Raw genomic sequence first — 25,934 nt, 5'->3', positions numbered from 1 at the left:
CTGCGCTCGGCCGGAATCCCGCGTGTCCGGCGCGCACCGGGCACACGTGTGCGCGGCGGCCGTGCCACCGTGCACGCCGACAGAGTATGGCACTGAGTGTCACTCGTAAAGGCACTCCGTACCCCTAATTCGCGTACCAGTGGGTGCGTCAGGCGCGACCGAGCGCCGTCTCCAGCTCCTGCACCACCCGCCACAGCGGGGCGTCCCGGCGGGAGACGAGCACGACCACGTCCTCGGTGTCGCCGGCCGGTACCGGGCCGATGGGAGCGGGTGCCGCCGGCGCGGGCCCGGCGGTCTGCCCGAACACGGTCTGCACATATCCGAGTGCGTGGTCCACCGCCGCGCCCGCGTCGTCCAGACCGTCCGACCGCAGCCAGGAGCGCAGGGCGTTGTTGTGCGCGGCGACCACCGCCGCCGCGATGACGTCGGCCCGCAGGGTCCCGTCGGGCCGGCCGGCGAACCGCCCGCGCAGGTACTCGGCGAGCGCGCGCTCGTAACGCCACACGACGGACAACTCGTACGCACGCAGGCCCGGCACCTGCTTGGTGAGCCGGTAGCGCTGCACGGAGAACGTCGGGTTCTCCGCATACATACCCAGCACCAGCCGGGCCGCGTCACACACCCGTCGCACCGGTTCGTGTTCCGCGGCGCTCGCGGCGAGGAACGCGGTCATGTCGGCCAGGCAGCGCTCGTGGTCGGGAAAGACCACGTCCTCCTTGGAGGGGAAGTACCGGAAGAACGAACGCCGGCCGACCCCGGCCAGGGCCACGATGTCGTCCACGGTGGTCTGCTCGTACCCGCGTTCCAGGAAGAGCTGGAAGGCCGCCGCGACGAGGGCCTCCCGCATCGGCGGCTTCGCGGCCGGTGCCGCGCTGCTGGAGCTCATGGAGGGGAACGTAGCACCCGGACGTGTACGCTGACACTCAGTGCAGCCCGAGTACGCTCGTGGGGGAACTGAGTGCTGTGTGAGGTCCGGCCGAGGTCGCCGCGCTGAACGTATACGGGGCTCTGAGGCGGCCGCTGCTCAGGCCAGGGTGACCTCTACCAGCAGCTTTTTGATGCCGTTGACGAAGTTCGAGCGGACGCGCGGGACTCCACCGGTCAGGCGGATGTCCGCGAGGCGCGGGATCGGCTCCTCGAACATGATCCGGATCTCGGTGCGGGCCGGCAGGTTGCCCAGGCACAGGTGCGGGCTGCCCTTGCCGAAGGTGACGTGGTCGTTGTTCTGCCGGGTGACGTCGAAGTCGTACGGATCGCCGAACACCTCCTCGTCACGGTTGCCGGAGGCGTACCACATGACGACCTTGTCCCCCTCCTTGATCCGCTTCCCGCCCAGCTCGACGGCCCGGGTCGCGGTACGGCGAAAGTGGTAGACCGGGGAGGCCCAGCGCAGGAACTCCTCCACGGCCATCGGGATCAGGGACGGGTCCTCCTGGAGGCGGGCCAGTTGCTCGGGGTGCTGGAGCAGGGCCGGCATGGCGTGGGTGATGGTGTGCCGGGTGGTCTCGTTGCCGGCGACGACCAGCAGCAGGAAGTAGCTGTCGAAGTCCTGCGCGGACAGCGGAACCCCGTCGCGCGGTGCGGTGTTGACCAGCTTCGACACCAGGTCCGTGCCGTCGCCGCCGCGCCGCTGACGGGCCAGCTTGCGCCCGTACTCGAAGACTTCGAGCGAGGCCGGAGAGCGGAAGGGCAGGTCGCGGTACTTCTCGCTCTCCTCGCTGTGCAGCAGTACGTCCGCGTAGTCGGGGTCGGTGTTGCCGATGATGCGGTTGCCCCAGTCGATGAGCCGCCGGTTGTCCTGCGGCGGCACGTCCAGCAGCCGGGCGAGGACATTGATCGGGAAGTCGGCCGACACCTCCTTGACGAAGTCGAAACGGCCCTTCGCCAGTGCCGCGTCCAGCGTCTTCGCGGTCAGACCCCGCAGGAAGCCGCGGCCACCGCCGCCGACCTGGAGTTCGCCCGGCGTTTCATCGACTGGAACGACCTCGGCCACGGCATCCAGCGCGTCGACGCCTGCCGTACCCGCGACGGCGGCCTGCTGCTGGTCGAACTGGAGGACCTGAACCCCTACCTGTCCCTGGAGGCCCTGTCGGAGGCGGCCAGGGACGCCTTCGGCACCGCGTTCACGGCGTCCCTGGGCCGGTTCGTGCAGGGGGCGCTCAGCCCAGCCTGACGGTGACCCGCTGGGTGGCGCCCGCCGTGCCGGACAGATCGCCGAAGGTCAGCGTCAGGGTGGCGCCGGTGGCCGCCGAGGCGAGCGTGGCCGGCGCGGACGTCACCGCGGTGACCGCCCGGCGCCAGGTCAGGGTGAGACTCGTGCGCATGCGCATCGGATCGCTCACCGCGATCACGGCGGTGCCGTCGGCCTTCTCGCTGATCATCACGCAGCACGGATCGCTCGCGGTAAGCCTGCCGACCGTTCCGCCCAGCCAGAAGTTCACCCCGGTGAAGCCGAGCGAGCGCACCGAAACGCCCTGCCGGCTGTCGGTGTTGGCGAGAACGGTCAGCCGGCTCGCGTCCGCTGCCCGGGCCTGCGTACGGGCCACGGTGGCGCCCGGCAGCAGGAGGTAGGCGTACGAGGCGTCCACCGGGTCGGTGCCGTGATCGACGTACATCGTCAGGTACTTGCGGTTCACGACGGTGGTGGAGCCGCCCTTGTTGATCGTGCTCCAACTGCCGTCGCGGGCGTCGCGCAGTGCGTGCAGCGTCGTACCGCCGGGGAACACATAGCCGCCGTGCCCGCCGATGTGCGCCCACTTCGCCCCGGTGAGCGTCGCCGACCAGGGGTGGGAGGCGGGACGGACCGTGCCGTCGACGGTGAAGGGGGCGCCGCCGGACGGGCCGAGGTTGCGGTTCTCGACGGTGGTCTCCACGGCCGTGCCGTCGGTGCAGGTGATGCCCGCGCCGAGACAGACGACCGTGTCGTCCAGGAAGAACCACGACTTCTTCGCCACCAGTGTCGACTGCAGGCCCTTCAGGTACTGCCCGACGGCCGCCCGCTGTCCGTCCGTCGCCCCGCCCACCCAGTTCACGTCCGGCTTCGCGGCGCCCCAGTCGCCGCCGGCCCCGTCCGCCAGCGCCTTGCGCGAGACGGTCGTACCGGGCAGCCGGTAAGGGTCCACGGTGGGCCAGAAGGCGTCGCTGTACTGGCCGCCTGCGAAGGTGTCGCCCCACCAGTAGAGCATTCCGGACCCGGTGTGCCAGCCGCGCAGGTTCTCACCGTTGCCGGTCTCGTAGTAGGTGATCCGCTTGTCCGCCATGCTCAGCGAGGCCGCCCAGCCCGGTCGGCGATGCGTGGCCCGCGCCATGGACGGAAACAGCCGGTGACCGGTCGGCTCGGCCACCGCCGTCACCGACCGGTCCTCCTGAACCGCCTTGAGCCGGGCCAGATGCGGCAGGCTCAGCACCGGGTCGGCGAGCGGGGGGCTGTAGGAGTCGCGCTGCATCCAGCCCTTCACCAGAGCACGCCAGCGGGCGTTCTCGGCCGCGCTCGCCCCCTGCCCGAGCAGCACGATCGAGGCCAGGACCGGGTGGCCGCGCAGATGGTCGTCCTGCTGGATCCGCTGGGGGTCCGCCGCCGAGAGCCCGCGGCTGATCGCCCGGCCCGCGACGCCGTCCATCACCAGGCCGTTGTAGAGGAACGGCGCCCAGGTCTGCTCCACCGCGTCGAACACGATCTGCCGGTTCGGGTCCGTCACCGCCCAGCCGGACCCCGCCAGCAGCGTGAACAGCAGCCCTAGACCGCCGAGCATGACCGAGCCGTACGAGCCGGTGTACGGCACCGTGGTGTGCTGGATGAACGAACCGTCGGCGTACAGACCGTCGCCCGAGGTGACGTACGGGAACACGGGGGAGAGGGCGTCACGGGCCAGCGCCACCTTGGCCGCGCTCGCCCCGACGACTCCGCGCAGCGCCAGCACCCGGCACAGATCGACCCGGTTGGCGCCCGTGCTCGTCCCGCTGTAGCTCGCCACCGCCGAGTCGGGCACGAAGTGGTCCACCGCGGCGAGGTAGTTGGCGATCTGTGTGGCCGACAGGGCGTCGTACAACAGCACACAGATGTCCAGCAGCGCCTGCGGGGCGCCGATCTGCCAGCTGTACCAGTTGCCGTAGCGGGCCTGGCTCGCGTTGTAGACATCGTCGTGCAGATGATCCAGGCCCGTGCGGATCGCGTCCCGCAGACCCGCGTCGCCGGTCAGTCCGGTGCCGGGCAGGCAGTAGGCCTGCGCGAGGGTGCTCAGCCGGGTGTAACTGGTGTTCATGTTTCCGGAGTAGGTGTACGACTCCTGGTCGGTGCCCGGATCCGGGTCGGCGTAGACCAGGTCGGGCCACAGGGAGCCGGCGGCGGGGGCCATCGTGGCCCGGTACCGGCCCGCCGTCGTGCCCAGGCCGGCGAGCCGGCTCCTGAACGGCTCGGCGGTGGGGTCGAACCCCTCACCGAGGATCAGGGTGCGCCACCTTTCCCGGAGCGTCGCGAACTCGTCCGGCGCCGCGAACGCCGGGGTGCCGAGACCCGCGGCGACAGCGGTTCCCGAACAAACGGCCAGAAATCCGCGGCGTGACCAAGGAGTCGTCATGACGGCGCTTTCTAGCATGCGCTTTCTGAAACGCTCAACACTTCTTACGGAGTTCAGCGTTTCGAGCGTCAGGGAGGAGGCCGGTCACGCTGAACGGCGGCACCCCCGTCGTCGTATCTCAGCACGGGGACGACGGAAGGAGAGCCAGGTGCCGACACCGACCGATCCCGAACGGCCGCACTCCGGACCTGTCCTGGAACCCGTCCGGGTGCTCCGGCTCCGCCGCTTCGACGCCCTGGCGGAGCTGATGCGCGAGATGGAGACCGCCCCGGCACAGACAGCGCACACCGACGAGCCACAGACACAGGAACTGCCTCCCGTACGGCCTCCCCGCACGCCTTCCGGCCTGCGCCGGGCGGCCGTCGCCACGGCCTTGGCAGCCGCCGCCCTGCTCGGCTTCGGCTGCTCCCTGCTCCTCCCCGGCCGCCAGGAGGCCGCCGCGGCCCCACCGCCGCACCGCCCGGCGCCCACCGCATCCCCCGCCACCACACCGACGCCCCCCGCATCCCCCGCACCCACCGTCACCACCGACCCCGACGGCCCCGGCACCCTCCGCCAGGGCGACACCGGCCCCGAGGTCACCGAACTGCAGAAACGCCTGCTCCGCGTCCCGGACGTCTACCGCGACGGCTCCACCAGTGGCACCTACGACGCCGGCCTGACCGCGGCCGTCGCCCGGTTCCAGCTCTGGTACGGCATCAGCGGCGACGAGACCGGTGTCTACGGCAACGACACGCGCCGCGCGCTGGAGTCGCGGACCAGCCTCGGCGACGATTGAACAACACGCGGGGAACACCGGGAACGCCCCCGGACCTCCCGGCGTAAACCGAGACCGGGCCTGAGCGGCGGACGGGAGCGCGGTGCCATGACGGATACGGACGGTGTGGCGGGGATGACTGGCTCGGGTGGTGCGGGGAGTACGGCGGGGGGCGTGCCCGGTACGGCGGGCCCCGGTGGTGCCGCGTGGGTGACGGGCGCGGGCGGTGCGCGCAATACGGCGGGTTCGGCTGGTGTGGCGAGGCTGACGGGCTCGGGCGATGCGGCGAGCGTGCCGGGCTCGGGTGGTGGGGCGAAGGTGTCGGGTTCGGGTGGTGCGCCTAGTGCGGGGGGTTCTGACGATACGGCGAGGGCCACGCGCTCCGGTGGTGCGGCGGGGGTGGCAGGCCCGGGAAGTGCGGCGGGGGCGACGGCTTCTGGTGGTGCGGCGAGCGCGGCGGGGTCGGGTGATGCGGCGGGGATGGCAGGCCCGGGAGGTGCGGCTGGCGTGACAGACCTGGGCGGCGCGCCGGACTCGGCGGGCGTCGGCCCCGGGGCCGGTACGGGCGTCGGCTCGGAGGCAGGTATGGACGTCGGCCCGGAGGCCGGCATGGACGGCTTCTTCGGGCGACTGAACCCCGACATGTGCGTGGTCACGGCCGTGGCCGACGGTGAGCGGGCAGGGTGCCTGGTCGGCTTCGCCTCTCAGTGCTCGATCCGGCCGCCCCGGTTCTGCGTCTGGCTGTCCAAGGCCAACCACACCTATCGCGTCGCCCGGGCCGCGCACCACCTCGCCGTCCATCTGCTCACCCGCGACCAGCGCGACCTCGCGGAACTCTTCGGCGGCGAGACCGGCGACAAGATCGACAAGTTCGCCCGCCTGGACTCGACCGAGGAGTACGGCGGGGCGGTGGTCCTGCGGGACGCGGCGGCCTGGTTCGTCGGCACCATCCTCCACCGCACCGACGGCGGCGACCACGTCGGCTTCGTCCTCGCCCCGGTGCGCTGGGGCGAGGGGCACGGCGGGTCGCTGTTTCGGCTGTCCGACGCGGCCGGCATCCAGGCCGGTCACCCCGTGGACTGAGCGGATTCGAACACCGGTCAACACGACGGGCAAGGCGTTTGCAAGGGCGGTGGTTCGGCCCCATCATGGGCAGCCCGCGGCCGACTGCCGCGTGCTCCGCCGTACCACGAACGAAAGCCAGCCCCATGACCGGCTCCCGTATCCCTGGACTGCTCGTACCCGCCGTATTCCTGCTGGCCCTCGTCGTCGGCGTGTGCTGGTACTGGCGACACCGGGACGACGACTGATTCCGGCCACCCCTCCCCACCCCGGACCGCCACCGCACGCCCCTGCGCCGTCAGCCTCTAAGCGCCCCTGCCCGCCGTGTCCGTGCCCGCCGCGTCCGCAGTCTCCGCCCCGTCCGCACCCTCCGTCGCCTCCGCCCCCTCCTCCGGCATCCTGATGTCCAGCACGCACACGTCGTCCCGTCGCTCGTCCGCGAGCATCGTGGTGAGCAGTGCGTCCAGGGAGCCGTAATCGCCGCAGCCGTGGGTGCGTACCGCGTCGGCGAGCCGGTCCAGGCCCGCGTCCAGGCTCTCGCCGAGGCGCTCGACCAGGCCGTCGGTGTACAGCAACAGCCGGTCCCCTGGCTCCAGGTGGAGTTCCGCCGACTCGAAGGCCGGGGCCGTGCTCGCGCCGAGCAGCATGCCGCCGGGCCGGTCGAGGTAGCGCACCTCGCCGCGGCGTACGAGCAGCGGCGGCAGGTGACCGGCCTGCGCCCAGGTGAGGACGCGCCGGCCGGGGTCGTAGCGGCCGATCACGAGGGTGGCGGTGGTCTGGGGGTCGCGCGAGTGCAGCAGCAGGTAGTTGAGCCGCGCCAGCGTCCCGGTCGGCGAGGAGCCGGTGGTGATCATGCCCTTGGCGGTGAACCGGAGCTGGGCCATGGTGGCCACGGCGTCGACGCCGTGGCCCGCCACGTCACCGACCACGAACAGCGCGTCGTCGTCGGGCAGTGCGATGGCGCTGAACCAGTCCCCGCCCACATGGACGCCGGACTGCGCGGGCAGATACGCGACCTCGATCCGCAGCCCGGCCAGCCGCACCGGCCTGCTCGGCAGCGGCAGCAGCGCGTGTTGCAGCCGGGCGGCCAGGGCGCGTTCGGCCTGAAGGATCCCGCGCTGCAGCAGCATCGCCCGCTCGCTCTCCACCAGCGCCAGTTCCGCGCTGCGCTGCGGGGTGAGGTCCTGGACGAAGCCGTGCACTTCGACGGTGGTGCCGTCCTGTGCCGTCAGGGCCTCCGCGACCAGCCGCAGATGGCGGACGCCGAGGGCCGTCTCGACGCGGAACGGCACGTCGAACGGCCGGGCGTGACGGATCAGTTCGGCGATCGCGTGGGTCAGCGGGCCCGCGTCCTCCGGCAGCGCCAGGTCCGGCAGCCGTTCCAGATCGAGCGGTTGCTGCGCGGGGGTCCGGCCGAGCACGGCGTACGTCTGCGCGGACCAGGAGATCTCCTGCGTGATCAGGTTCCAGCTGGCCCAGCCGAGGTTGCCGAGCCGCTGCACGTCGGCCAGGCGCTGCTCCCGCCGGTCCGCGCGGTCGTGCCGCAGCCAGGTGACCAGCAGACCCCCGCCCAGCGGGGCGGCGCGCACCGAGTAGGTGGCGGTCACGGGTACCTCGCCGACCACGTCCTGGTAGACGAACGGCTCGCCCTGGAAGGGCACCCCCGTCTCCAGGGCCTTGAGGCAGCCCTGCCACAGCGGCTCGCCCGCGACGGACGGATAGCTCTCCAGCACCTGTCTGCCGACCATCTCCCGGCCGGTCCGGCCGAACGCGTCGACCGCCTCCGGGGTGGCGGCCTCGATGCGGTAGTCCTCCACCTCGCCGGAGGCGGCGCGCAGCGGGGTCAGCAGGATCGCCGCGCCCGGCAGCGCGTCGAGCACCGCCTGAACGGTCTCGGCGCCGCCTTCGACGGCGTGTTCCCGGGTTGCGTCGAAGGCTCGCAGCCGGCCCGCGCACAGCCGGGCCACGGCTCGCAGCAGCTCCCGCTCGCACGGCTCGAACGGCCTGCCGTGCCGGCGCAGCACGCCCAGGGCGACCCACGCGGTGCCCCCGGCCGGCACGGGCAGCCAGGCCCGGCTGGGCCAGCGCTCCGACGGCTCCCCGATCAGCAGATACCGGTCGCGGTCCCGGGCCGGGTCCTCCAGCCACCGCGGCTCACCGGACTGCAGGGCGTCCAGCGCGGCCACCTTGGTGACCGGGGGCAGATACCGCCACTGTGCGGCGAGGGTCGCGTCGACGCCGGCGTACCCGATCAGGTCGAGCCCGTCCTCCGGCATCTGCGCGTACAGCAGCACGGCGTCGGCGTCCGCCTGCGGCCCGAGGTGGTCCAGCAGACATCGGGCCAGCTCGTGCGGTGTGCCGACCCGGACCAGGTCCCGGCCGATGCGCCCGAGTATCTTCGCGAGCTCCACCGTGCCGGTGGGCGGGAGCCGCCAGGAACCGTCGGCCGGCGCTTCGACGGGGGCCGGCGGTGTGCCGGACGGCTGCTCCTCCGGCGGCGGCAGGGCGCCCAGGGTGAGCCAGCACTGTTCGAGCAGGGTGCGGTTGCCGTCCACGGCGCGCTGCATCAGTTCCGCGTGTGCGGCCTCCGGCGTGCGGCCGGTGACGGCCATGAGTACGCCTTTGGCCCGCTCCAGGACCGCCGACGTCGCGGCGAGATCCCGCAGCCGTTCCATCTCCGCGCGCTGCCGGGCCACGACCTTGGCCAGCGCCGCCGCATCGGCGCCGACGGGATCCACCGGGTCCACCCGCTCGCTCCTCACGCGACGAGCATGGCACAAACCGGGCCGTTCGCTCACTCGTCTGGCGGGTCGCTTTCACACGGGCTCCGTACGACCACCCCGCGGCACCCACAAACCGCCCGGACGGGGGGAGAGACGAGGAGAAGCGAGAAAGGGCGGGCGGATCAGCGGGCCGTGCCTCGGCCGGCCAGGGCCTCACTGACCGCGCGGACGCTGCGGGCGATGTGCTGCAGTTGCATGACCTCGGCGGCGTACAGCTTGATCGTGTGCTCGATGACCGACTCGGGCAGTCCGAGCATCGGCAGCTCGGCCCGCGCGGTCTGCAGCGCCGTCCGGGCCACCCGTATCTCCTGCTGGACCTGCAACTGTGCGTGCCGGGCGAGCAGGACGGGGTGGCGGATGAGGGCCGGATAGCTGGCGTAGCGCGCGGGGATCAGTTCGCGCAGCCACTTGGCCGCCGAACGCTCCCAGTCGTACGAGCCCGGCGCCTTGACCTGGCAGGGCCAGTCGGGGCTGATACGCGTGCTGGTCAGGGTCATGATCATCGCTTCCGGTGTGCGGCGTCGTGAGGGTGTCCGACGGGTGCGGGGCGGCCCCGGCCTAGGGGATGGCCGGGGCCGCCACGGGCGCGTCGCGCAGACGGCGCGCCCCGGTACACCCCGGGCGCCGACGTGGGTAGGGGACGGCGGCTGGGGGTGTCCGTGCGGGGGCCCCGGGCGTCGGTGACCGGCGCCGCGTGGAGACGTGCGTACGCATGGGCGGTCCGTCGGCTTTCTCGGGGCGGTGGTGCGAGCAGTATTTATATATGCCGTGCGCTTTGCAAGCCGTATGAAAACATTCATGCGCGCTTGGTGGTGGATCAACCCCGCCCGGGCGGTCCGGATCAGTCCTTCAGGAAGAACTGGTGCTGATCGGAGAGCTGTTCGTACTTCTCCAGACGGGCCTGCGTGCGCTCCGGATCGGCGTCCGTCATGGCCTGCAGCAGCGCGGCGGCCATCACACCGGGTGCGGCGTAGGAGTCGAAGACCAGGCGGGAGCCGGTGCCGGTGGCGAAGGTGACATCGGCCTCGTCGGCCAGCGGCCCGAGCGCGAGGTCGGTCACCAGGGCGACCTTCAGACCGGCGCCGCGCGCCACCTTGACGGCCTGGATCGTCTCCTGGGAATGCCGGGGCATGGCGAAGGCGAGCACCCAGGTGCCGCCGGCCTCACGGCACTGCATCAGCGTGTCGTAGGCCACGCTGCCGCCCCGGGTGACCAGCCGCACATCGGGGTGGATCCGGCGGGCCGCGTAGCCGAAGTACTCGGCCAGCGACTCCGAGATCCTCAAGCCCAGCACGGTCAGCGGGGTGGAGCGGGACAGCTCGCGGCCGACCCGGATGATCTGGTCGGGGTCGGCGAAGTCGCGCCGCAGGTTCTCCAGGTTCTCGATCTCGGCGTCCACGGCCGCCTGCAGCTCATTCGCCCGGTTCTCCTCGGCGGGCCCGCCGGCCAGGCTGCTCAGCGCGATCGACTGGAGTCGTTCGCGCAGTGCGGGGTAGCCGCTGAAGCCGACGGCACCGGCGAAGCGGGTGACCGAGGGCTGGCTGACCCCGACCCGGTCGGCCAGTTCGGTGATGGACAGGAACGCGGCCTCGGTGATGTGCTCGATCAGGTACTGGGCGATGCGCCGCTGGCCCGGCGACAGACGGGGGCCGTCGAAGAGTTCCCTCAGCCGGGAGGTCGGGGAGGCCTCGGCCGTGGGCACGGTCTTGCCGGACTTGATCGCTGATGCCTGTGCGCGCGCCTGTTGCGGCGAGGGCACAGGTCCGCCTCCTTTGTCTGCCACAAGCACTCAACATAGCTCACCCACCGTCATGACCAGGGGGTTGAGCAGGAGGTTTCAACGCCGGAAGAGGCTGATCGAATGTCCCACTTCGCCGGCCGGCCGACTGCCGGCGATCAGCTCGGCGAGCCGTCCGCGCGCCTTGGCCAGCGCGGAGTCCGACACCACCAGCAGCCCGTGCACCCGCTCCGCCGGAACGGTACGCGGGTCGGCGGCGCGGATGCCGTAGTACGACGGCACGCCGCTGCCCTTGTACACCAGCCACACCCGCTCGCCCGGATACCGCTGCCGGAGCCGGTCGGCGAGCCGGCCCAGGTCCTGTCCCCAGTCCACGTTGGAGTCGTGCAGCAGCCGATGGGTCTGGGCGGGGCCGCCGAACGCCTCGTTGGCGTACGGCACGTAGTACGGGAACGTCCACAGCGAACTCACGGCCGTGCACAGCACCAGCGCGGCCGTCGCGGCGGCCGTCCACCGCCGGCCGGACCGTGGCGCACAGGCCGCCGCCACCGCGAGGAACATCGGCACGAACAAGGCGTACCTCGTCCCGAAGTCCCGCGATCCCGTCATCGCCGCCGCGAGCAGCACGCCGGGCGGCAGCAGCAGATACGGCGCCACGGGCCGCAGCCGCCGTACCACGACGACCGCCACGGCACCGGCCGCACCCAGCGCCAGCAGCCCCAGCGGTGTCTTCACCAGCAGGGCGGCGGGCAGGTAGTACCAGAGCGAGCCGGTGTACACGTGCCCGAACAGATACCCCTGCCACGGGTAGGCCTCCAGCCCGAACTGCACCCGCATGCCCGCCCGGTAGGCCTCGGGCACCGGCAGCAGATCCACCAGCCCGCCGCGCAGCCCGTGCAGAGCCGGAACGGGCTCGGCGGGGGAGAACCGCAGACGCGGATCGACGGCCAGATACACGGCCCAGACCACAGCGACCGCCACCAGCGCGACGAGCGCCGCCGCGCCGACCGCCGACCACGCCGCCCGACGCCGACCGCCGACCGCGCCCGCGGACAGCGCCCTGTGCCGCAGAGCACCGGCCGGACCCGCGAGGGGGGCCAGGGCCTGTCGCAGGCGGCAGCGGGCCGAGCCCGTGAGCGCGGCCAGTACCTGCCGCCCCCGGCCCGGCCTCGCATCCGGCTCGCCGGTCGGCGGCATCCCCATATCCCGATTCCAGCCGGGTCCCGTGTCCGGCGCGCCGGTCGGTGGGATCTCCCGGTTCCGGCCGATGCTCGTCTCCGGTTGGCTGGTTGGGGGCGTGTGCCGTTCCCGGCCCGGGCCGACGTCCGGCCCGCCGCCGGTCGGTGGCATGTCCCGGTGCGGGTCGTCGCTCGCATCCCGTCCGCCGGTCGGGGGCATGTCCGGCTTGCGGCCGGGTCCCGTGTCCGGCGCGGCGGTCGGTGGGATCTCCTGGTTCCGGCCGATGCTCGTCTCCGGTTGGCTGGTTGGGGGCGTGTGCCGTTCCCGGCCCGGGCCGACGTCCGGCCCGCCGCCGGTCGGTGGCATGTCCTGGTCCGGGTCGTCGCTCGCATCCCGTCCGCCGGCCGGTGGCATGTCCCGCTTGTGGCTGGGTCCCGCGTCCGGCCCGCCGGTCGACGGCAGCTCCCGGTCTTGGCCAATGCCCCTGTCCCGCTTGCCGGTCGAAGGCATGTCCCGGTCCCGGCCAGGGCCCGCGTCCGGCCCGCCGGTCGACGGCAGCTCCCGGTCTTGGCCAATGCCCCTGTCCCGCTTGCCGGTCGAAGGCATGTCCCGGTCCCGGCCAGGGCCCGCGTCCGGCCGGTCCGGCGGCGGGAGCTCGCGCCCCCGTCCCCCGGCGAAGACCGACAGCGCGGCCAGCCCCATCAGCAGGGGAACCGCCGGCAGTGTGCTCATCTTGGTCGCGATGGCGGCGCCGAGAGCCGCGCCGGCGAGTGGCAGGTACGGCAGGGGGCGTCGCCTGGCGCGCCAGACCAGCCAGGCCGACGTCAGTACGAATCCGGCCGCCGGGACGTCCAGTGTGGCCAGGGAGCCGTGGGCGATCAGATCGGGCGAGAAGGTGTACAGCGCCAGTGCCACGAGACCGCCCGCCGTACCCGTCAGGTCTCGGGCGAACGCGAAGGCCACCAGGCCGAACAGCAGCGTCAGGGCGATCACCGGCAGCCGGGCCCACAGCATCACCCGCCAGGGATCGTTGCCGGACTCGTACAGCAGATGCCGGCCCACATCCCCTTGCGTGCCGGCGTACGACGGGTCGTAGCGCGGGTCGGCCACCGCCACACCGGCCGCGATCAGCAGCTTGCCGAGCGGTGGATGCTCGGGGTTGTAGCGGATCCGGTGCTCGCGCAGATAGTCGGTGGCCGTCGCGACGTACACCGGCTCGTCGATGGTCGGGGTCTGCTGGACGGCCGTGGTGACCATCGCCACGGCCATCTGGGCGAGCAGCAGCGCCACCACGAGCGGCACCAGCCGACGGCGGTGCCGGCGCACCGGGGAGGAGGGTCCGGCCGGTGCCTCGGCGGGAGCCGTCCGGCTGAGGACCAGCTGCTGTTCGCGCGCCATCATCCGCCCCGCGGTGGCACCGGCCGAGGGGCGGCGGGAACGGTCGTGGGCCCGATCATGGCCCTACTGTCGCACCGTTCCCGCCGCCCGGGGCGTCACCGCTTCACGAGTCGTACCGGCAGACCTTCTGCCGTGTACACGGGTACGGCCCGCAGCACCTGGGAGTTCACCTCGATCCGGGTGAACCGGCTGCGCAACCGGGGCACGCCGACGACCGGCAGGGTGCTGCCCGCGGCCGGCGGCCGCCCGGTGTCCAGCCGCAGCGACAACACCGCCGCGTCGCCGAGCACGGCCACCCGCCCGGTCGGTCGTCAGCGGTGCCTTGCCGCCGGTGCGCAGGGTGACCTCAAGCGTGCCCGCGTCCTGCGCGTTCCCGCCGCGCACCCGAAGCCGCCGGGTCACCCGCAGCCTGCCGCCCACGACCCGCACGTCCCCGTGGCCGAGGGCGTCCTCGGAGCCGGCGGCCGACGTGCCCCCGGCCGGCACCGTCCCGCCCGTGTACCGGTTGCGGCCGGTCGGCGTCACGGCGCCGGCGCCACGCTTGGTCAGGCCGCCGCGCCCGTCGATGTCGTTGCGCCAGGCGTCGGCGCCGCAGAACCCGCCGGCCGCCGCGACCAGCGTGACGCTGACGCCGGAGTCGAAGGCGCCGTATCCGTCCGCCGCGGCGAACAGGTTCAGCCGGCCCCACTGCTCGAAGCCGCCCAGGAGCGCATACCCGGAGGGCAGTGCGGTGGTGCGCAGCACCTCGCGGCGCTGTTCCGCGGTCACGTACGGCAGGAACGAACCACCGGCTCCTGCCGCAGGAGACTGGCGGAAGGCCTTCCAGGGGAGACTGCCGGCAGGCCTGGCGACCACCCGAAGAAGGGCTGAACAGCGTGCACCTGCCCTACCAGCGCGCTCCGCTGCACGACCTGCCGGACACCCCGCGGGCGTACGACGCCGTCCTCGCCGACGTCACCGAGCAGGCCCTCGCCCGCATCACTCCCGAGGGCAGCCTCGAACACCCCGGCGCCCACCACGACATCGGCGACACCTCCCTCGGCATCACCTCCCTGCTCGCCCTCGCCTGGCAGCGCGGCAAGGACCCCCGGCTGCCGGAGGCGGTCCGCCGCAGCCTCGCCTTCCATCTGCGTGAGCGCCGCTACACGGAGGACAACCCCGGCTACCCGAACCTCCGGATCACCAACTCCGGACTGCCGTACGCCCGTTACGTGCTGGAGGCCGGCGCCCATCCGGTCGGCGACTGGCCCAGCACGGTCTGGGCCCTGCTCCAGGCGGTCAACATCCTCGACGCGGCCGACGGCCTCCTGGAGGACGAACAGCGCGCCGAGCTACGGCAGATGGCCCACGGATACTGGCGCCGGCTCACCGAGGCCACCTTCTTCAATCCCCAGGCGGCCGGGAACCAGGCCATCGGCTGTGTGGTCGGCGGCCTGATGCTCGCGCGTCATCTCCCCGCGGAGCACGCCGCACCGGTCCGCGCCCGCGCCCTCGCCCTGTACACCGACGAGATCCGCGCCCACCGGGTCCGCGACCGGGGCGCCCTGCTGCCGCCCGAGCACGGCGGCGCCTACGACAACAACTACGGCCCGATCTCCCTGTCCTTCCTGGCCCAGGCCCACCGGGTGAGCGGAGCGGAGATCTTCGCCGAGGACGGCGACACCCTCGCCCGCTACATCGACGCCCGCCTGACCTCCGGCGGCTACGACATCGGCGGTCCCCGCTACAGCGAACAGCACTCCGGCTTCGAATCCGTGCTGGGTCTGCGCTACTTCAGCGCGCGCATCGGCTCCGACCTGGGCCGCTACCGGGGCGACACCCGGTGGGGCCGGCACGCGGTCCAGCGGGACGGCGGGATCGACGGGCACTTCGCCTTCATGCTGGTCTGGCAGATCCAGGACACCACCCGCTGGCACCGCACCCCGTCGGCCGTACCCGTCCGGCATCAGCTGCGCCTCGGGTCGGTCTCGGTGGCCTTCGACAGCCGGATGACCCCCTCCCTGATCGAGGCGGCCGGCACCTACTACCTGCCCGCTGCCGTGCGCCGCCGGCACGGGTTCGGCCCGGTCGCGGACGGTTTCCTGCTGTGCCGCCCGATGGGCGAGGTCCGCGTCCGGGACGTCCGCGCCGACGGGCTCGCGGCGAAGTTGGTCACCCAGCCGGTCGTCGGCCGGGACCACGTCCTGCGCCATGTGCGCTCGCTGTACGTCACCGACGGCACGCGCCTGTGGGTGACGGTCGCCGTCGAACGGCTCGACGGTGCGCCGTACCTGCTGTCCGGGCTGCCGTACGCCGCCGACGACGGCGACCGGGTGCGCCGCAGCGCCGAGGGCGAGGTCGCCTCGGCGGGCGGCCTGCGCCTGACCCACCCCGCGGACACCGGCCCCGACCACTTCGACGCCCGCGCCGAACTCACCCAGGAACAGGCGGCGTTCGCGCTCGCCGCCGATCCGCGCGGGTACGGTAACCCTGACGAGGGCTGGCGGCACCTCGTCTCCTCCAGCGCCCTGGAGGCCGGGCCGGCGCCGGGCGCGCCGGAGGGACTGCACGTGTTCGCGGTGCGGTACGGGCCGGGAGGGGCGTTCGGGCCGGTATGCGAGGAGGGCGGGGACGGACTCGTCGTACGTACGGAGGCGTTCACGGCGGTCGTCGGCGCGGTCGCGGGCGACAGCCGCGGGGAGCCAACCCTCACCCTCCGCCGCTGAGTGTCGTCAGCGCTCGGGGAGCACCGGCGCCGGCCGGGCGCCGACCGGTACCACCAGGTCCGCCCTGTCCCGCGTCGTCGCCACCAGGTCGGCGTTGCGCTGATCCGTGTCCAGGACCCAGGCCACGGCCGTCTCGTGGTCCTTGCCGAACTCCTCGTGCCGGGCGACCAGCCGGCGGATCCGCTCGTCCTCGTCCATCTCGCAGAACCACACCTCGTCCAGGCACGGCCGCACCCACGCCCACGAACCCTCCGTCAACAGAAGGTAGTTGCCCTCGGTCACCACCAGCCGGGCGGCGGGCGGCACCGGGATCGCGCCCGCGATCGGCTGCTCCAGCACGCGCTCGAACCCCGGCGCGTACACCACCTCGTCGGTGTCCTCGCGCAGCCGCCGCAGCAGCGCCGCGTACCCGGCCGCGTCGAAGGTGTCCGGTGCGCCCTTTCGGTCGCGGCGGCCGAGCCGGTCCAGCTCGGCGTCGGCGAGATGGAAGCCGTCCATCGGCACCTGTGCGGCCCAGGGCGGCCCGTCGGCGTTCAGGGCGCGCACCAGATGCTCGGCGAGGGTGGTCTTGCCCGCACCGGGACTGCCCGCGATGCCCAGCACGGCACGCCGGCCGTCCCGGACGAGACCACGGGCACGGTCGAGGAGGTCGTCGAAGGTCAGCGGCACACAGCAGAGTGTGTCACCGGGAGTTCGCGCATAGTGTGGCGTGCGCCACTCACTGGACGGCGCCCCATGGGGAACAGTGCTCGGTATGACTCAGCTCGGTCTGCCCGACGGAATCCAGGCCTGTCTGTTCGATCTCGACGGGGTCGTCACCAAGACGGCCGTCGTGCACGCGGCCGCCTGGAAGGAGACCTTCGACGCGTTCCTGCGGGACTACGCGGGGGAGCAGGGACGGCCCTTCGACGCGGTCACCGACTACGACGAGTACGTGGACGGCCGCCCCCGCGCCGACGGCGTGCGCGCCTTCCTCGACTCGCGCGGCATCCACCTGCCCGAGGGCACCCCGGAGGACCCACCGCAGGCACGAACCGTGCACGGCCTCGGCAACCGCAAGAACGTCCTGCTGCTGGAGAGGATCCGCACCGGCGGCGTGGAGGCCTACGAGGGCACCCTGCGCTATCTGGAGGCCGTCCGCGCCGAGGGGCTGCGCACGGCGATCGTCTCCTCCAGCGCCAACTGCCGGGACGTGCTGCGCTCGGTCGGCGCAGAGCACTTCTTCGACGTACGGATCGACGGCGTGGTGGCCGCCGAACGGCACCTGCCGGGTAAACCGCACCCCGACACCATCCTCGCCGCCGCCCACGACCTGGGCGTCGCCCCGGCACGGGCGGCCGTCTTCGAGGATGCGCTGGCCGGTATGGAGGCGGGCCGCGCGGGCGGTTTCGGATATGTCGTCGGCGTGGACCGCGTGGGCCAGACCGACGCGCTGTACGCGCACGGCGCCACCACGGTCGTGAAGGACCTCGCCGAGCTGGGAGGAAAGCAGTGATCACCGACCGGTCGTACAGCGTGGAGCCGTGGGCCGTGCGGGAGACCGCCCTGGACCTCGGCGTGCTCGCCCAGAGCGAGTCGGTGTTCGCCCTGTCCAACGGGCATGTCGGCTGGCGCGGCAACCTCGACGAGGGCGAACCGCACGGCCTGCCCGGCAGCTACCTCAACGGTGTGCACGAGGTGCACCCGCTGCCGTACGCGGAGGCCGGCTACGGCTACCCGGAGTCGGGCCAGACGGTCATCAACGTCACCAACGGCAAGATCCTGCGGCTGCTGGTGGACGACGAGCCGTTCGACCTGCGCTACGGGCGGCTCCTCTCGCACGAGCGGGTCCTGGACCTGCGCCGCGGCGTGCTGGAGCGGACCTGCGAGTGGACCTCCCCGGCGGGCTCCACGGTCCGGGTGCGCTCGACCCGGCTGGTGTCGCTGACCCAGCGCGCGGTGGCCGCGGTGGCGTACGAGGTGGAGGCGGTCGGCTGCCGCAGCCGGGTGGTGATCCAGTCCGAGCTGGTCGCCAACGAGAGCCTGCCCGAGCCGAACGGCGACCCGCGCGCCGCCATGGCGCTGCAGTCGCCGCTGGAGCAGGAGGACCACTTCGCCTCCGGCAGCAGGCTGCGGCTCGTGCACCGCACCCGGCGCAGCGGCCTGAGGGTCGCCGTGGCCGCCGACCACGCCGTCAGCGGCCCCGAGCGCACCACCACACGCAGCGAGAGCGGCAGCGACGTGGCCCGGCTGACGGTCACCTCCGTACTGGAGCCGGGACAGACGCTGCGGGTGGAGAAACTGGTCGCCCACGGCTGGTCCGGCGCCCGCTCGCTGCCCGCGATGGCCGACCAGGTCGACGCCGCGCTCGCCGCCGCCGCGCACGACGGCTGGCCGGGCCTGCTGGCGGAGCAGCGGAGCTGCCTGGACGACTTCTGGGCCCGTGCGGACGTCGAGGTGGACGGCGACGAGGAGGTCCAGCAGGCGGTCCGCTTCGCCCTCTTCCATGTGCTGCAGGCCGGCAGCCGCGCCGAGCAGCGTGCCATTCCGGCGAAGGGCCTGACCGGCTCCGGCTACGACGGGCACGCCTTCTGGGACACCGAGATGTTCGTCCTGCCCGTGCTCACCCACACCGCCCCCGCGGCCGTCGCCGAGGCGCTGCGCTGGCGGTACAACACCCTCGACGAGGCCCGTGAGCGCGCCGCCCAACTGGGGCTCGGCGGGGCCGCGTTCCCCTGGCGGACCATCGCGGGCCCGGAGGGTTCGGCGTACTGGCCGGCCGGCACCGCCGCCTTCCATGTGAACGCCGGCATAGCGGACGCCGTGATCCGCTACGTCGAGGCCACCGGCGACACCGCGTTCGAGCGCGAGGCCGGCGTGGAACTGCTGGTGGAGACGGCCCGGCTGTGGCGCTCGCTGGGCCACCACGACGCGCACGGCGTCTTCCACATCGACGGCGTCACCGGACCCGACGAGTACAGCGCGGTCGCCGACGACAACACGTACACCAACCTCATGGCCCGGCAGAACCTGCTCGCCGCCGCCGAAGCCACCGAACGCCATCCGCGCGAGGCGGCCCGCCTCGGTGTGGACGAGGAGGAGAGCGCGGCCTGGCGGGACGCCGCAGAGGCCATGCACATCCCCTACAACCACGAACTCCGCGTCCACGAACAGCACGCCGGGTTCACCCGCTACCAGCGCTGGGACTTCACCGGCACCCGCCCCGACCAGTACCCGCTGCTGCTGCACTTCCCCTACTTCGACCTCTACCGCAAGCAGGTCGTCAAGCAGGCCGACCTGGTGCTGGCCATGTACACCTGCGGCGACTTCTTCGCGAAGGGGTACGACGACGAGGGCGCCGACGGCGCGGAGCAGGTCGCCCGGAACTTCGCCTACTACGAGCCGCTGACCGTCCGGGACTCCTCCCTGTCGGCGTGCTGCCAGGCCGTCATCGCCGCCCAGACGGGCCATCTGGACCTCGCCTACGCCTACACCACCGAGGCGGCCCTGATGGATCTGCAGGACCTGGAGCACAACACCCGCGACGGGCTGCACATCGCCTCGCTGGCCGGTACGTGGATGGCCCTGGTGGCGGGCTTCGGCGGGATGCGCCGGGACGGCGAGCGGCTGCGGTTCGCGCCGCGCCTGCCCGAGCGGCTGGGCCGGCTCGCCTTCAACGTCGAGTTCCGCGGCCGGCGACTGCGCGTGGACATCGGCGCCGACAAGGCCACGTACGCGCTGCTGGCCGGCCCGCCGCTGACCCTGCGCCACCATGGCGAGCCGCTCACCGTGAGCACGGACGAGCCGGCGGTGCGGGCGGTGCCGCCGGTATGCCGCCGGCCTGCTCCGGAGCAGCCGCTGCATCGCGCGCCGAGCGGGGGTTGAGTCATGCACCCCGAAGGACGCGGGGCTGTGTTTGGCATGCGGCTACCGCCGCGTGGGCGTGACCAGCCACGGCGGTGCCGCGGACGGCTCAGTTCAGCACGCCCGACAGCTGCCGCAGCAAGTCGGTCGTCGCGTCGGCGGCGAGCAGGGCCGGCAGGGTGCCCAGGAGGAGGACGGCCGCCGCGGCCGGCCACAGCTCGGGCAGCGGTCCGGCCTGCAGGGCCGCGATCCGCCGGGTGACGGCCCGGTCGGTGAAGTGCAGGGCGCAGGCGGTGCGGGTCCGGCCGGCGGTGAGCGCGGCCCGCGCCAGCGCGCGGGCGGTGGTCCGCCGGTCCCCGACCGTGGCCGCCGCCTGCTCGTCGGCCCAGCGTTCCACGAGGAAGCCGACGGCCGTACGCACCGGGCCGAGCAGCGGGTCGGCCGCCGCCGCGAGCGTGGCCGCCGTGACCAGCGGCCCGTGCCGGTGGGCGAGATGGGCGCGCTCGTGCGCCAGCAGGACACGCCGCTCGGCGGGCTCGAGGGCGCTCAGCATCGCCGAGGTGACCAGGATCCGGCCCGGCCGGCCCGGGATCGCGAAGGCCTGCGGCACCTCGGAGGCGGCGACGATCAGCTCGGTGTCCGCCGGGTGGCCCGCGCACAGCCGCCGCAGGGCCCGCCGGGTGCACCGCTGCGCGCGGACCGCCCGGTACACCCGCAGGGCGATCGCCAGCAGCGCCACAAAGGCGGCGAGCCCGATCACCTCCGGCACCGGATCCGTCACCGGATGCCCGTTCTCCCGGGCCTCGCGGATCACCGGCGGCGCGTTCCCGAGCAGCGCCGTGGCCAGCAGGACCAGCGACCAGGTCGTGGCCGCGGCGGTCAGCACAGCGGCCGAGGTCAGCACGCGCGCGGCGAGCGCCGGAGCGACCCGCCGGGCGATCACCGGCCCCACCAGGGACAGCAGCAGGGACAGCACCGGCGGGCTGTACACGTCGAACCTCATGCGCCGCCTCCGGCCAGCAGCTCGCGCAGCGCCCGCTCCTCCTCGGGGCTCAGCCCCGTCACGAACTGCTGGAGCGCGGCGATCGGGTCCGGGCCCCGGTCCAGGGCCTCGTGCATGGCCTCGGCGGTCAGCTCGGCCGCGTTCTTCGCCGGCCGGTACGCGCCGCGCCGCCCGTCGGCGTCCCGCAGCACCAGCCCCTTGTCGTAGAGGCGCTTGAGGATGGTGTGCACCGTGTTGTAGGCGAGGGCGCCGTCGACCTCGGCCTGGATCTCCGCCGGGGTCAGCGGCCGCTCGGTGGCCCAGAGGGCGGCCAGTACCTCGCTCTCCAGCGCACCGGCGCTGCGCCGCTCCGCCCCGGCGCGGGACCCTGTGCCAGCCATGCCCCAACCTTACAGCGCGTAGTGCCATCGGCCGGATGGCCCCGTCCGCTCCGCACCGGGCAGGGATTCAGGATAGTTTGACGGTGTTTTCCCCGACTCCCGTCCAAGGCCCTACAGGTTGTAGGGTTGCAAGGGCCCCGCATGTCCACGGGGGCAGAGGGGTGATGATGGCCGGCAGCGCGCATGCCACATTCGCCGGAATCCGGCGCTCGCGCCCGCTTCGCACGCCCGGCGGCACCCGTCCGGTCCGTACCATGGCACCGCTCGCGGCCGTAGCCGCCGTCTTCACCCTCGCCCAACTCCTCCTCGTCCGGCCCGGCATGGGCCTCGGCTGGGACGAGACGGTGTACGTCAGCCAGGTCAGCCCGCAGGCTCCCGCCGCCTTCTTCAGCGCCCCGCGTGCCTGGGGCGTCTCCCTGCTCGTCGCGCCCGTCGCCTCCTGGTCCACCTCCACGGCGCTGCTGCGGATCTACCTCGCGCTGCTGTCCGGCCTCGCCCTGTACCTGGCCCTGCGCGCCTGGCGGGGCCTGTTCCCGGTGCGCGTGCTCGCCCTCGCCGGCGCCCTCTTCGCCTCCCTGTGGGTCACCCTGTTCTACGGCCCGCAGGCCATGCCCAACTACTGGGTCGCCGTCGGCGCCCTGGCCGCCGCCGGCTGCTTCCTGCGCGCCCGAGCCGACCGGGGCGCCCTGTGGGGCCTGGCGGCGAGCGGGGTGCTCATGGCCTCGATGCGGCCCATGGACGCCGTCTGGGCGGTGCTGCCGCTCCTCGCCCTCGGGCTCGCGCGCCATCACTGGCGGGCCCTCACGGTGCTGCTCGCCGGGCTCGCGGCCGGCGCCGCGCAGTGGGTGATCGAGGCGTACGTCGGCTACGGCGGCCTGGTGCACCGGCTGTCCGAGGCCTCGGCGATCCAGGGCGGCCTCGGCCGGCACCTCGCCGTCGTCGACCAGCTGCGCAGCCTCGGCGGCCGGGCGCTGTGCCGCCCGTGCACCGGCGATGTGCCCCATCCGGTGGTCACCGTCTGGTGGTTCGTCCTGCCCCTGCTCGCCGTGCTCGGCCTCGTCGTCGCCGTCCGCGCCCGGCGTACGACGGCCACGCTGGTGCCGTTCGCCTGCGCGGTGGCCGCCGCCTTCCCGTACCTGTTCCTGATCGGCTACGCCGCCCCGCGCTTCCTGCTGCCGGCCTACGCCCTGCTGGCACTCCCGGTCGCCGACGCGCTGGCGTACCTGGTCACGGCCCCGCGCCGGCCCTGGCGCCCGGTCGTCGCGCCCCTGCTCTGCCTCGGACTCGCCGCTCATCTCGCGGTGCAGCTGGCCGTCCTGGAGAACACGGTCTCCAACACCACCGAAGACCGCCGCGGCTGGTCCCGCACCGCAGCAGCCCTGCACCGGCTCGGCGTGCGCCCGCCCTGCCTGCTCACCGGGAACGCGGCCGTCCCCGTCGCGTTCTACACCGGCTGCGCCTCGGCCACGACGTCCGGGCACGACGCCGGCAGCACCGAGCACGCCATCACCGCAACCGCCCGCCGGATGCCGGTCGCCGCGCTGGTGCCGGACGGCTCCCGGCCGCCGGGATACGCCCGCGACTGGCCGTCCGAACCGCTTGACGGGCAACGGCTGTACTACTTCCTGCCCAGGGGCGGCCGATGACGTCCCCGCTCCATACCGAGGGACCGCCGGTCACGTCCCCGCCGCAACCCGCCACCTCCCTCGGCCGCCGGCATGCCTACTGGCACGCCGGCGTCCTGTTCGCCGTCCTGCTCGGCGGGCTGTACCTGGCCCGTCGGCACTGGCCCGCCCTGGAGAGCGGGGCCGGGCGGCTGGCCGGGGCCGACCAGGGCTGGCTGCTGCTCGGCGCGACCGCGGCCGTCGGCACCTGGGCGGCCTCGGCGCTCGCCCAGCAGGGCGCGGTCGTACGACGGCTGCCCCGGCCCCGGCTGGTCGCCGCCCAGTTCGCCGCCTCCGCCGCCAACCACCTGCTGCCCGCCGGACTCGGCGCCGGCGCGGTGAACCTGCGGTTCCTGATGCGCTGCGGACTGCCCGCGGGCCGCTCGGCCAGCGCCCTCGCCGTCAAGGCCACCGCCGGCGCCGCCGTCCGCCTGGCACTGATCGCGCTGCTCGCCCCGGCCTGCCCGGGCCTGCTCCGCCCGCCGCACCTCACCCCGACGACCCTCGCCGTCGCCCTGGGCGGACTCGTCCTGCTCGCGGCCCTGCCGGCGACCCCCTGGTGGGCGCGCTGCCGCCGGGCCCTGTCGGCCGTCCTGGCCGACATCCGCGCCCTGCACGCCTGCCCGGCGCGAGCGGTGGCCCTGTGGGGCGGCTCCCTCGCCTTCGCCGCGCTGCACTGCCTGGTCCTCATCGCCGTCACCCAGGCGATCGAACTTCCGCTGCCCCCGCTCCAGGTGGCCCTGCTGTACCTCGCCGCCAGCAGCGCCGCCGCCCTGCTGCCGACCCCGGGCGGCCTGGGTTCCCTGGACGCGGCGCTCGCCCTCGCCCTCACCGTCTCCGGCGCCCCCGGCTCGGCCGCCGCCTCCGCCGTGCTCGGCTACCGGCTGCTGACCGTGTGGCTGCCCCTGCTTCCCGGCCTGCTGGTGCTCGCGCTGCTGGTGCGGCGCAAAGCCCTGTGAGGGACGGGGAGTCTCCCTCGCCCCGGCCGCAACCTCATCGCCCAGCGCGACCCGGAGAAGGTGCGCCCCGCGGACGACTTCACGGCCGGCGCATTCGCCGGCACCGTAGGCCTGGCCGTCGAGGTGGTGCGGCAAAGGCGACCAGGCTCGCGGCCACGATCCGCCGGAACCTCGCGAAGGCCATGCGGGGGCCTCGCCGTCCTCCCGCTGCTCGCCGGCTACGGCCTCACCTCGCCCGGGGGCGGACGCGGCCGCGTCTTCGGCCACGACGCGGCAGGCGGCCTGTACGAGAAGCGCGGCTTCTACTCCGAGGACTCCGGCTCCCCGTAGGCCCGGGGCGCCCTGAAGAAGCTCCACCGGCCGGACCGCACGCCACGCCCTGACCCCGCGCCGCGCCAAGCCCTCAGCGGAACAAGGTGCCCGCAGTCACCGTCCACTGCAGACGGTCTGACGGCCGTCATCCGGCGGGCAGGGTGACCACGAACCGCGCCCCGGGCTCGTGCCCGGGGTCGTGGCACACCTCCCCGCCGGCGGAGCGGGCCAGGCGCCGGGCGAGCGACAGCCCGAGTCCCGCCCCGCCGTGCCCGTCGCCGGGATCGGCCCGCTTGCCGGGCTGGAAGAGCCGGTCCGTGAAGGCTTCGGGCACGCCCGGGCCGTCGTCGGTGACCTCGACCCGTACCCCGCCGGGCATCCGGCAAGCGGTGAGCGTGACCGTCGTACGGGCGTACCGCACGGCGTTGGCCAGCAACGGGCTGACGATCCGTTCGAGGAGCGCCGGCTGGACCCCCGCCGTGAGCGGCCCCGGGCCGCCTCCGACGGCGACCCGTACCGGATCCGGCGGGGCCACGGAAGCGGACAGGCGGTGCAGCACCGTCGGCACGTCGGCGGTGCCGGGCGCCGTCGGCACTCCCTCGCGGGCCTCGTCCAGCAAGGTGTCGCAGATGGTGCGCATCGACTGCGCGGCCTCCGCCATGACCTCGTGGGACGCGCGGGTCTCGGCGTCGGAGCGCGGCCGGGAGCCCCACCAGTCCAGTTCGGCGACGATCCGGCTGAGCGGGGTGCGCAGTTCGTGCGACAGCTCCCCGGTCAGCTGCCGCTCGTGGCGCAGCACCGCCCGGATCCGGTCCAGCAGCGCGTCCAACGAGCCGCCGAGCGCGGCCAGTTCGGCCGGCCGGCCACGGCCCGCGAAGCGCTCCTCGGATCCCACGGCACTCCACTGCGTCGCCTGGTCCGTCATCATGCGCACCGGCCGCAGCGCCCGGCCCACCGCCAGCCGGGTCAGCGCATAGGTGCAGGCGAGCATCACCGCGTCCAGCGCGAACGAGCCCAGCAGCAGCGTCTTGGCCGAACTCCGGTACGGCGCGAGGTCCAGCGCCGTGACCACGGTGGCCCGGCCCGTCGCACCGGGCACCGGCACCGCGCACAGCCGTACCGCGTCGGGGCCGTGCACCGTGGCGCAGCCGCGCCGGCCGCGCGCGGTCAGGGCATCGGCGGCGCGGGTGAGCGTGCCGGCGCCGGACGGCGGCCGTTCCAGCAGCCTGCCGCCCGCATAGATCCACGCATTGGTGTCCAGGAGCCGGTCGCCGGAGGTCTCCAGCACCCGGACCCGCCCGTGACGGGTGTCGATGGTCGTGGCGACCGCCGCCGCGCGGGTGCGCAGCTCGTCGTCCGCCTCCCGCTGGAGACGGTGGCGGACCACGGTGTTGAAGGCGACGGTGAGGATCACCATCAGCAGCGCGGCGGTGGTCAGCGCGACCAGGGAGAGCCGGCCGCGCAGGGTGCGGGGTGCGAGACGGGCGAGGCGCGGCGCCGTACGGCTGAGGAACGGCCCCCCGCGGCCGGGCAGCGGTCGGGCGCGGGTGCCCGGTGAGGGCATGCGGTGCGGA

At 73.7% G+C, this 25,934-nt stretch carries 18 protein-coding genes and 2 pseudogenes; 8 read left to right on the top strand and 12 right to left on the bottom strand.

Annotation, left to right across the window (positions count from 1 at the left end; genetic code table 11):
- Window positions 1-148: 148 nt before the first annotated feature.
- The 3 genes and pseudogenes from BFF78_RS03445 to BFF78_RS03435 all read right to left on the bottom strand — a co-directional run bounded on the left by BFF78_RS03445 (window position 149) and on the right by BFF78_RS03435 (window position 4,577).
- Window positions 149-886: a TetR family transcriptional regulator gene (locus tag BFF78_RS03445; RefSeq protein WP_069776892.1), complete on the bottom strand. Its 738-nt coding sequence runs from the start codon at window positions 884-886 to the stop codon at window positions 149-151.
- 138 nt (window positions 887-1,024) lie between these two features.
- A pseudogene (locus BFF78_RS03440) lies at window positions 1,025-1,927 on the bottom strand (cytochrome P450); the annotation flags it as partial.
- A 232-nt stretch (window positions 1,928-2,159) separates the two neighbouring features.
- On the bottom strand, window positions 2,160-4,577 hold the full coding sequence (locus BFF78_RS03435; protein WP_069776891.1) for a polysaccharide lyase 8 family protein: 2,418 nt from the start codon (window positions 4,575-4,577) through the stop codon (window positions 2,160-2,162).
- Between the two features lie 148 nt (window positions 4,578-4,725).
- Here BFF78_RS03435 and BFF78_RS03430 point away from each other — a divergent pair, with 148 nt between their 5' ends.
- Entirely contained in the window at window positions 4,726-5,355 is a 630-nt protein-coding gene (locus BFF78_RS03430) for a peptidoglycan-binding protein (RefSeq protein WP_069776890.1), read from the top strand.
- A 588-nt stretch (window positions 5,356-5,943) separates the two neighbouring features.
- On the top strand, window positions 5,944-6,417 hold the full coding sequence (locus BFF78_RS03425) for a flavin reductase family protein (RefSeq protein WP_079161745.1): 474 nt from the start codon (window positions 5,944-5,946) through the stop codon (window positions 6,415-6,417).
- Between the two features lie 284 nt (window positions 6,418-6,701).
- On the opposite strand, the gene BFF78_RS03420 is transcribed toward BFF78_RS03425, so the two are convergent.
- The 5 genes from BFF78_RS03420 to BFF78_RS47345 form a co-directional block, all read right to left on the bottom strand.
- The gene (locus BFF78_RS03420; protein ID WP_099055032.1) at window positions 6,702-9,071 is read right to left on the bottom strand and encodes a SpoIIE family protein phosphatase; all 2,370 of its coding nucleotides are present in this window, start codon (window positions 9,069-9,071) and stop codon (window positions 6,702-6,704) included.
- Window positions 9,072-9,301: 230 nt separating this feature from the next.
- Window positions 9,302-9,682, bottom strand: coding sequence for a hypothetical protein (locus BFF78_RS03415; RefSeq protein ID WP_069776889.1), 381 nt, complete (start codon window positions 9,680-9,682; stop codon window positions 9,302-9,304).
- Window positions 9,683-10,020: 338 nt separating this feature from the next.
- Window positions 10,021-10,938 (bottom strand): MurR/RpiR family transcriptional regulator, encoded by a 918-nt coding sequence (locus tag BFF78_RS03410; RefSeq protein WP_069776888.1) that lies wholly within the window; start codon window positions 10,936-10,938, stop codon window positions 10,021-10,023.
- 78 nt (window positions 10,939-11,016) lie between these two features.
- Entirely contained in the window at window positions 11,017-13,497 is a 2,481-nt protein-coding gene (locus BFF78_RS47805; protein ID WP_227025693.1) for a phospholipid carrier-dependent glycosyltransferase, read from the bottom strand.
- Window positions 13,498-13,557: 60 nt separating this feature from the next.
- Window positions 13,558-14,262: a hypothetical protein gene (locus BFF78_RS47345; RefSeq protein ID WP_069776887.1), complete on the bottom strand. Its 705-nt coding sequence runs from the start codon at window positions 14,260-14,262 to the stop codon at window positions 13,558-13,560.
- Window positions 14,263-14,369: 107 nt separating this feature from the next.
- Here BFF78_RS47345 and BFF78_RS03390 point away from each other — a divergent pair, with 107 nt between their 5' ends.
- On the top strand, window positions 14,370-16,199 hold the full coding sequence (locus BFF78_RS03390) for a hypothetical protein (RefSeq protein WP_069776886.1): 1,830 nt from the start codon (window positions 14,370-14,372) through the stop codon (window positions 16,197-16,199).
- Between the two features lie 6 nt (window positions 16,200-16,205).
- On the opposite strand, the gene BFF78_RS03385 is transcribed toward BFF78_RS03390, so the two are convergent.
- Window positions 16,206-16,868 carry a nucleoside/nucleotide kinase family protein gene (locus BFF78_RS03385; protein WP_069776885.1) on the bottom strand — a complete coding sequence of 221 codons (663 nt, stop codon included), beginning with the start codon at window positions 16,866-16,868 and terminating at the stop codon, window positions 16,206-16,208.
- An 85-nt stretch (window positions 16,869-16,953) separates the two neighbouring features.
- Between BFF78_RS03385 and BFF78_RS03380 the strand changes: the two genes are divergently transcribed.
- Window positions 16,954-17,694 (top strand): HAD family hydrolase, encoded by a 741-nt coding sequence (locus tag BFF78_RS03380; protein WP_069776884.1) that lies wholly within the window; start codon window positions 16,954-16,956, stop codon window positions 17,692-17,694.
- A complete protein-coding gene (locus BFF78_RS03375; protein WP_069776883.1) occupies window positions 17,691-20,063 on the top strand; it encodes a glycoside hydrolase family 65 protein in 2,373 nt (790 codons plus the stop codon). The genes BFF78_RS03380 and BFF78_RS03375 overlap by 4 nt, the downstream gene beginning before the upstream one ends.
- Window positions 20,064-20,151: 88 nt before the next feature.
- Here the strand turns inward: BFF78_RS03375 and BFF78_RS03370 are convergent, their stop codons facing one another.
- Together BFF78_RS03370 and BFF78_RS03365 are read right to left on the bottom strand one after the other, a co-directional pair.
- Window positions 20,152-21,045 (bottom strand): M48 family metalloprotease, encoded by an 894-nt coding sequence (locus BFF78_RS03370; RefSeq protein WP_069776882.1) that lies wholly within the window; start codon window positions 21,043-21,045, stop codon window positions 20,152-20,154.
- A complete protein-coding gene (locus BFF78_RS03365; protein ID WP_069776881.1) occupies window positions 21,042-21,425 on the bottom strand; it encodes a BlaI/MecI/CopY family transcriptional regulator in 384 nt (127 codons plus the stop codon). Before BFF78_RS03365 ends, BFF78_RS03370 begins: the two co-directional genes overlap by 4 nt.
- Window positions 21,426-21,592: 167 nt before the next feature.
- On the opposite strand from BFF78_RS03365, the gene BFF78_RS03360 reads away from it, so the two are divergent.
- The 3 genes and pseudogenes from BFF78_RS03360 to BFF78_RS03350 form a co-directional block, all read left to right on the top strand.
- Window positions 21,593-23,071, top strand: a complete 1,479-nt coding sequence (locus BFF78_RS03360) for a hypothetical protein (RefSeq protein ID WP_079161744.1) — start codon at window positions 21,593-21,595, stop codon at window positions 23,069-23,071.
- Window positions 23,068-24,048 carry a lysylphosphatidylglycerol synthase domain-containing protein gene (locus BFF78_RS03355; RefSeq protein ID WP_069776880.1) on the top strand — a complete coding sequence of 327 codons (981 nt, stop codon included), beginning with the start codon at window positions 23,068-23,070 and terminating at the stop codon, window positions 24,046-24,048. Before BFF78_RS03360 ends, BFF78_RS03355 begins: the two co-directional genes overlap by 4 nt.
- 30 nt (window positions 24,049-24,078) lie before the next feature.
- Window positions 24,079-24,375: pseudogene (locus BFF78_RS03350) on the top strand (proteasome subunit beta); the annotation flags it as partial.
- A gap of 130 nt (window positions 24,376-24,505) precedes the next feature.
- Here the strand turns inward: BFF78_RS03350 and BFF78_RS03345 are convergent.
- On the bottom strand, window positions 24,506-25,924 hold the full coding sequence (locus tag BFF78_RS03345; RefSeq protein WP_079161126.1) for a sensor histidine kinase: 1,419 nt from the start codon (window positions 25,922-25,924) through the stop codon (window positions 24,506-24,508).
- Window positions 25,925-25,934: the final 10 nt, after the last annotated feature.

Source organism: Streptomyces fodineus, from assembly GCF_001735805.1.
In the GTDB taxonomy this organism is placed as follows: Bacteria; Actinomycetota; Actinomycetes; order Streptomycetales; family Streptomycetaceae; genus Streptomyces; species Streptomyces fodineus.
This window is presented reverse-complemented; position numbering and strand designations above follow the sequence as displayed.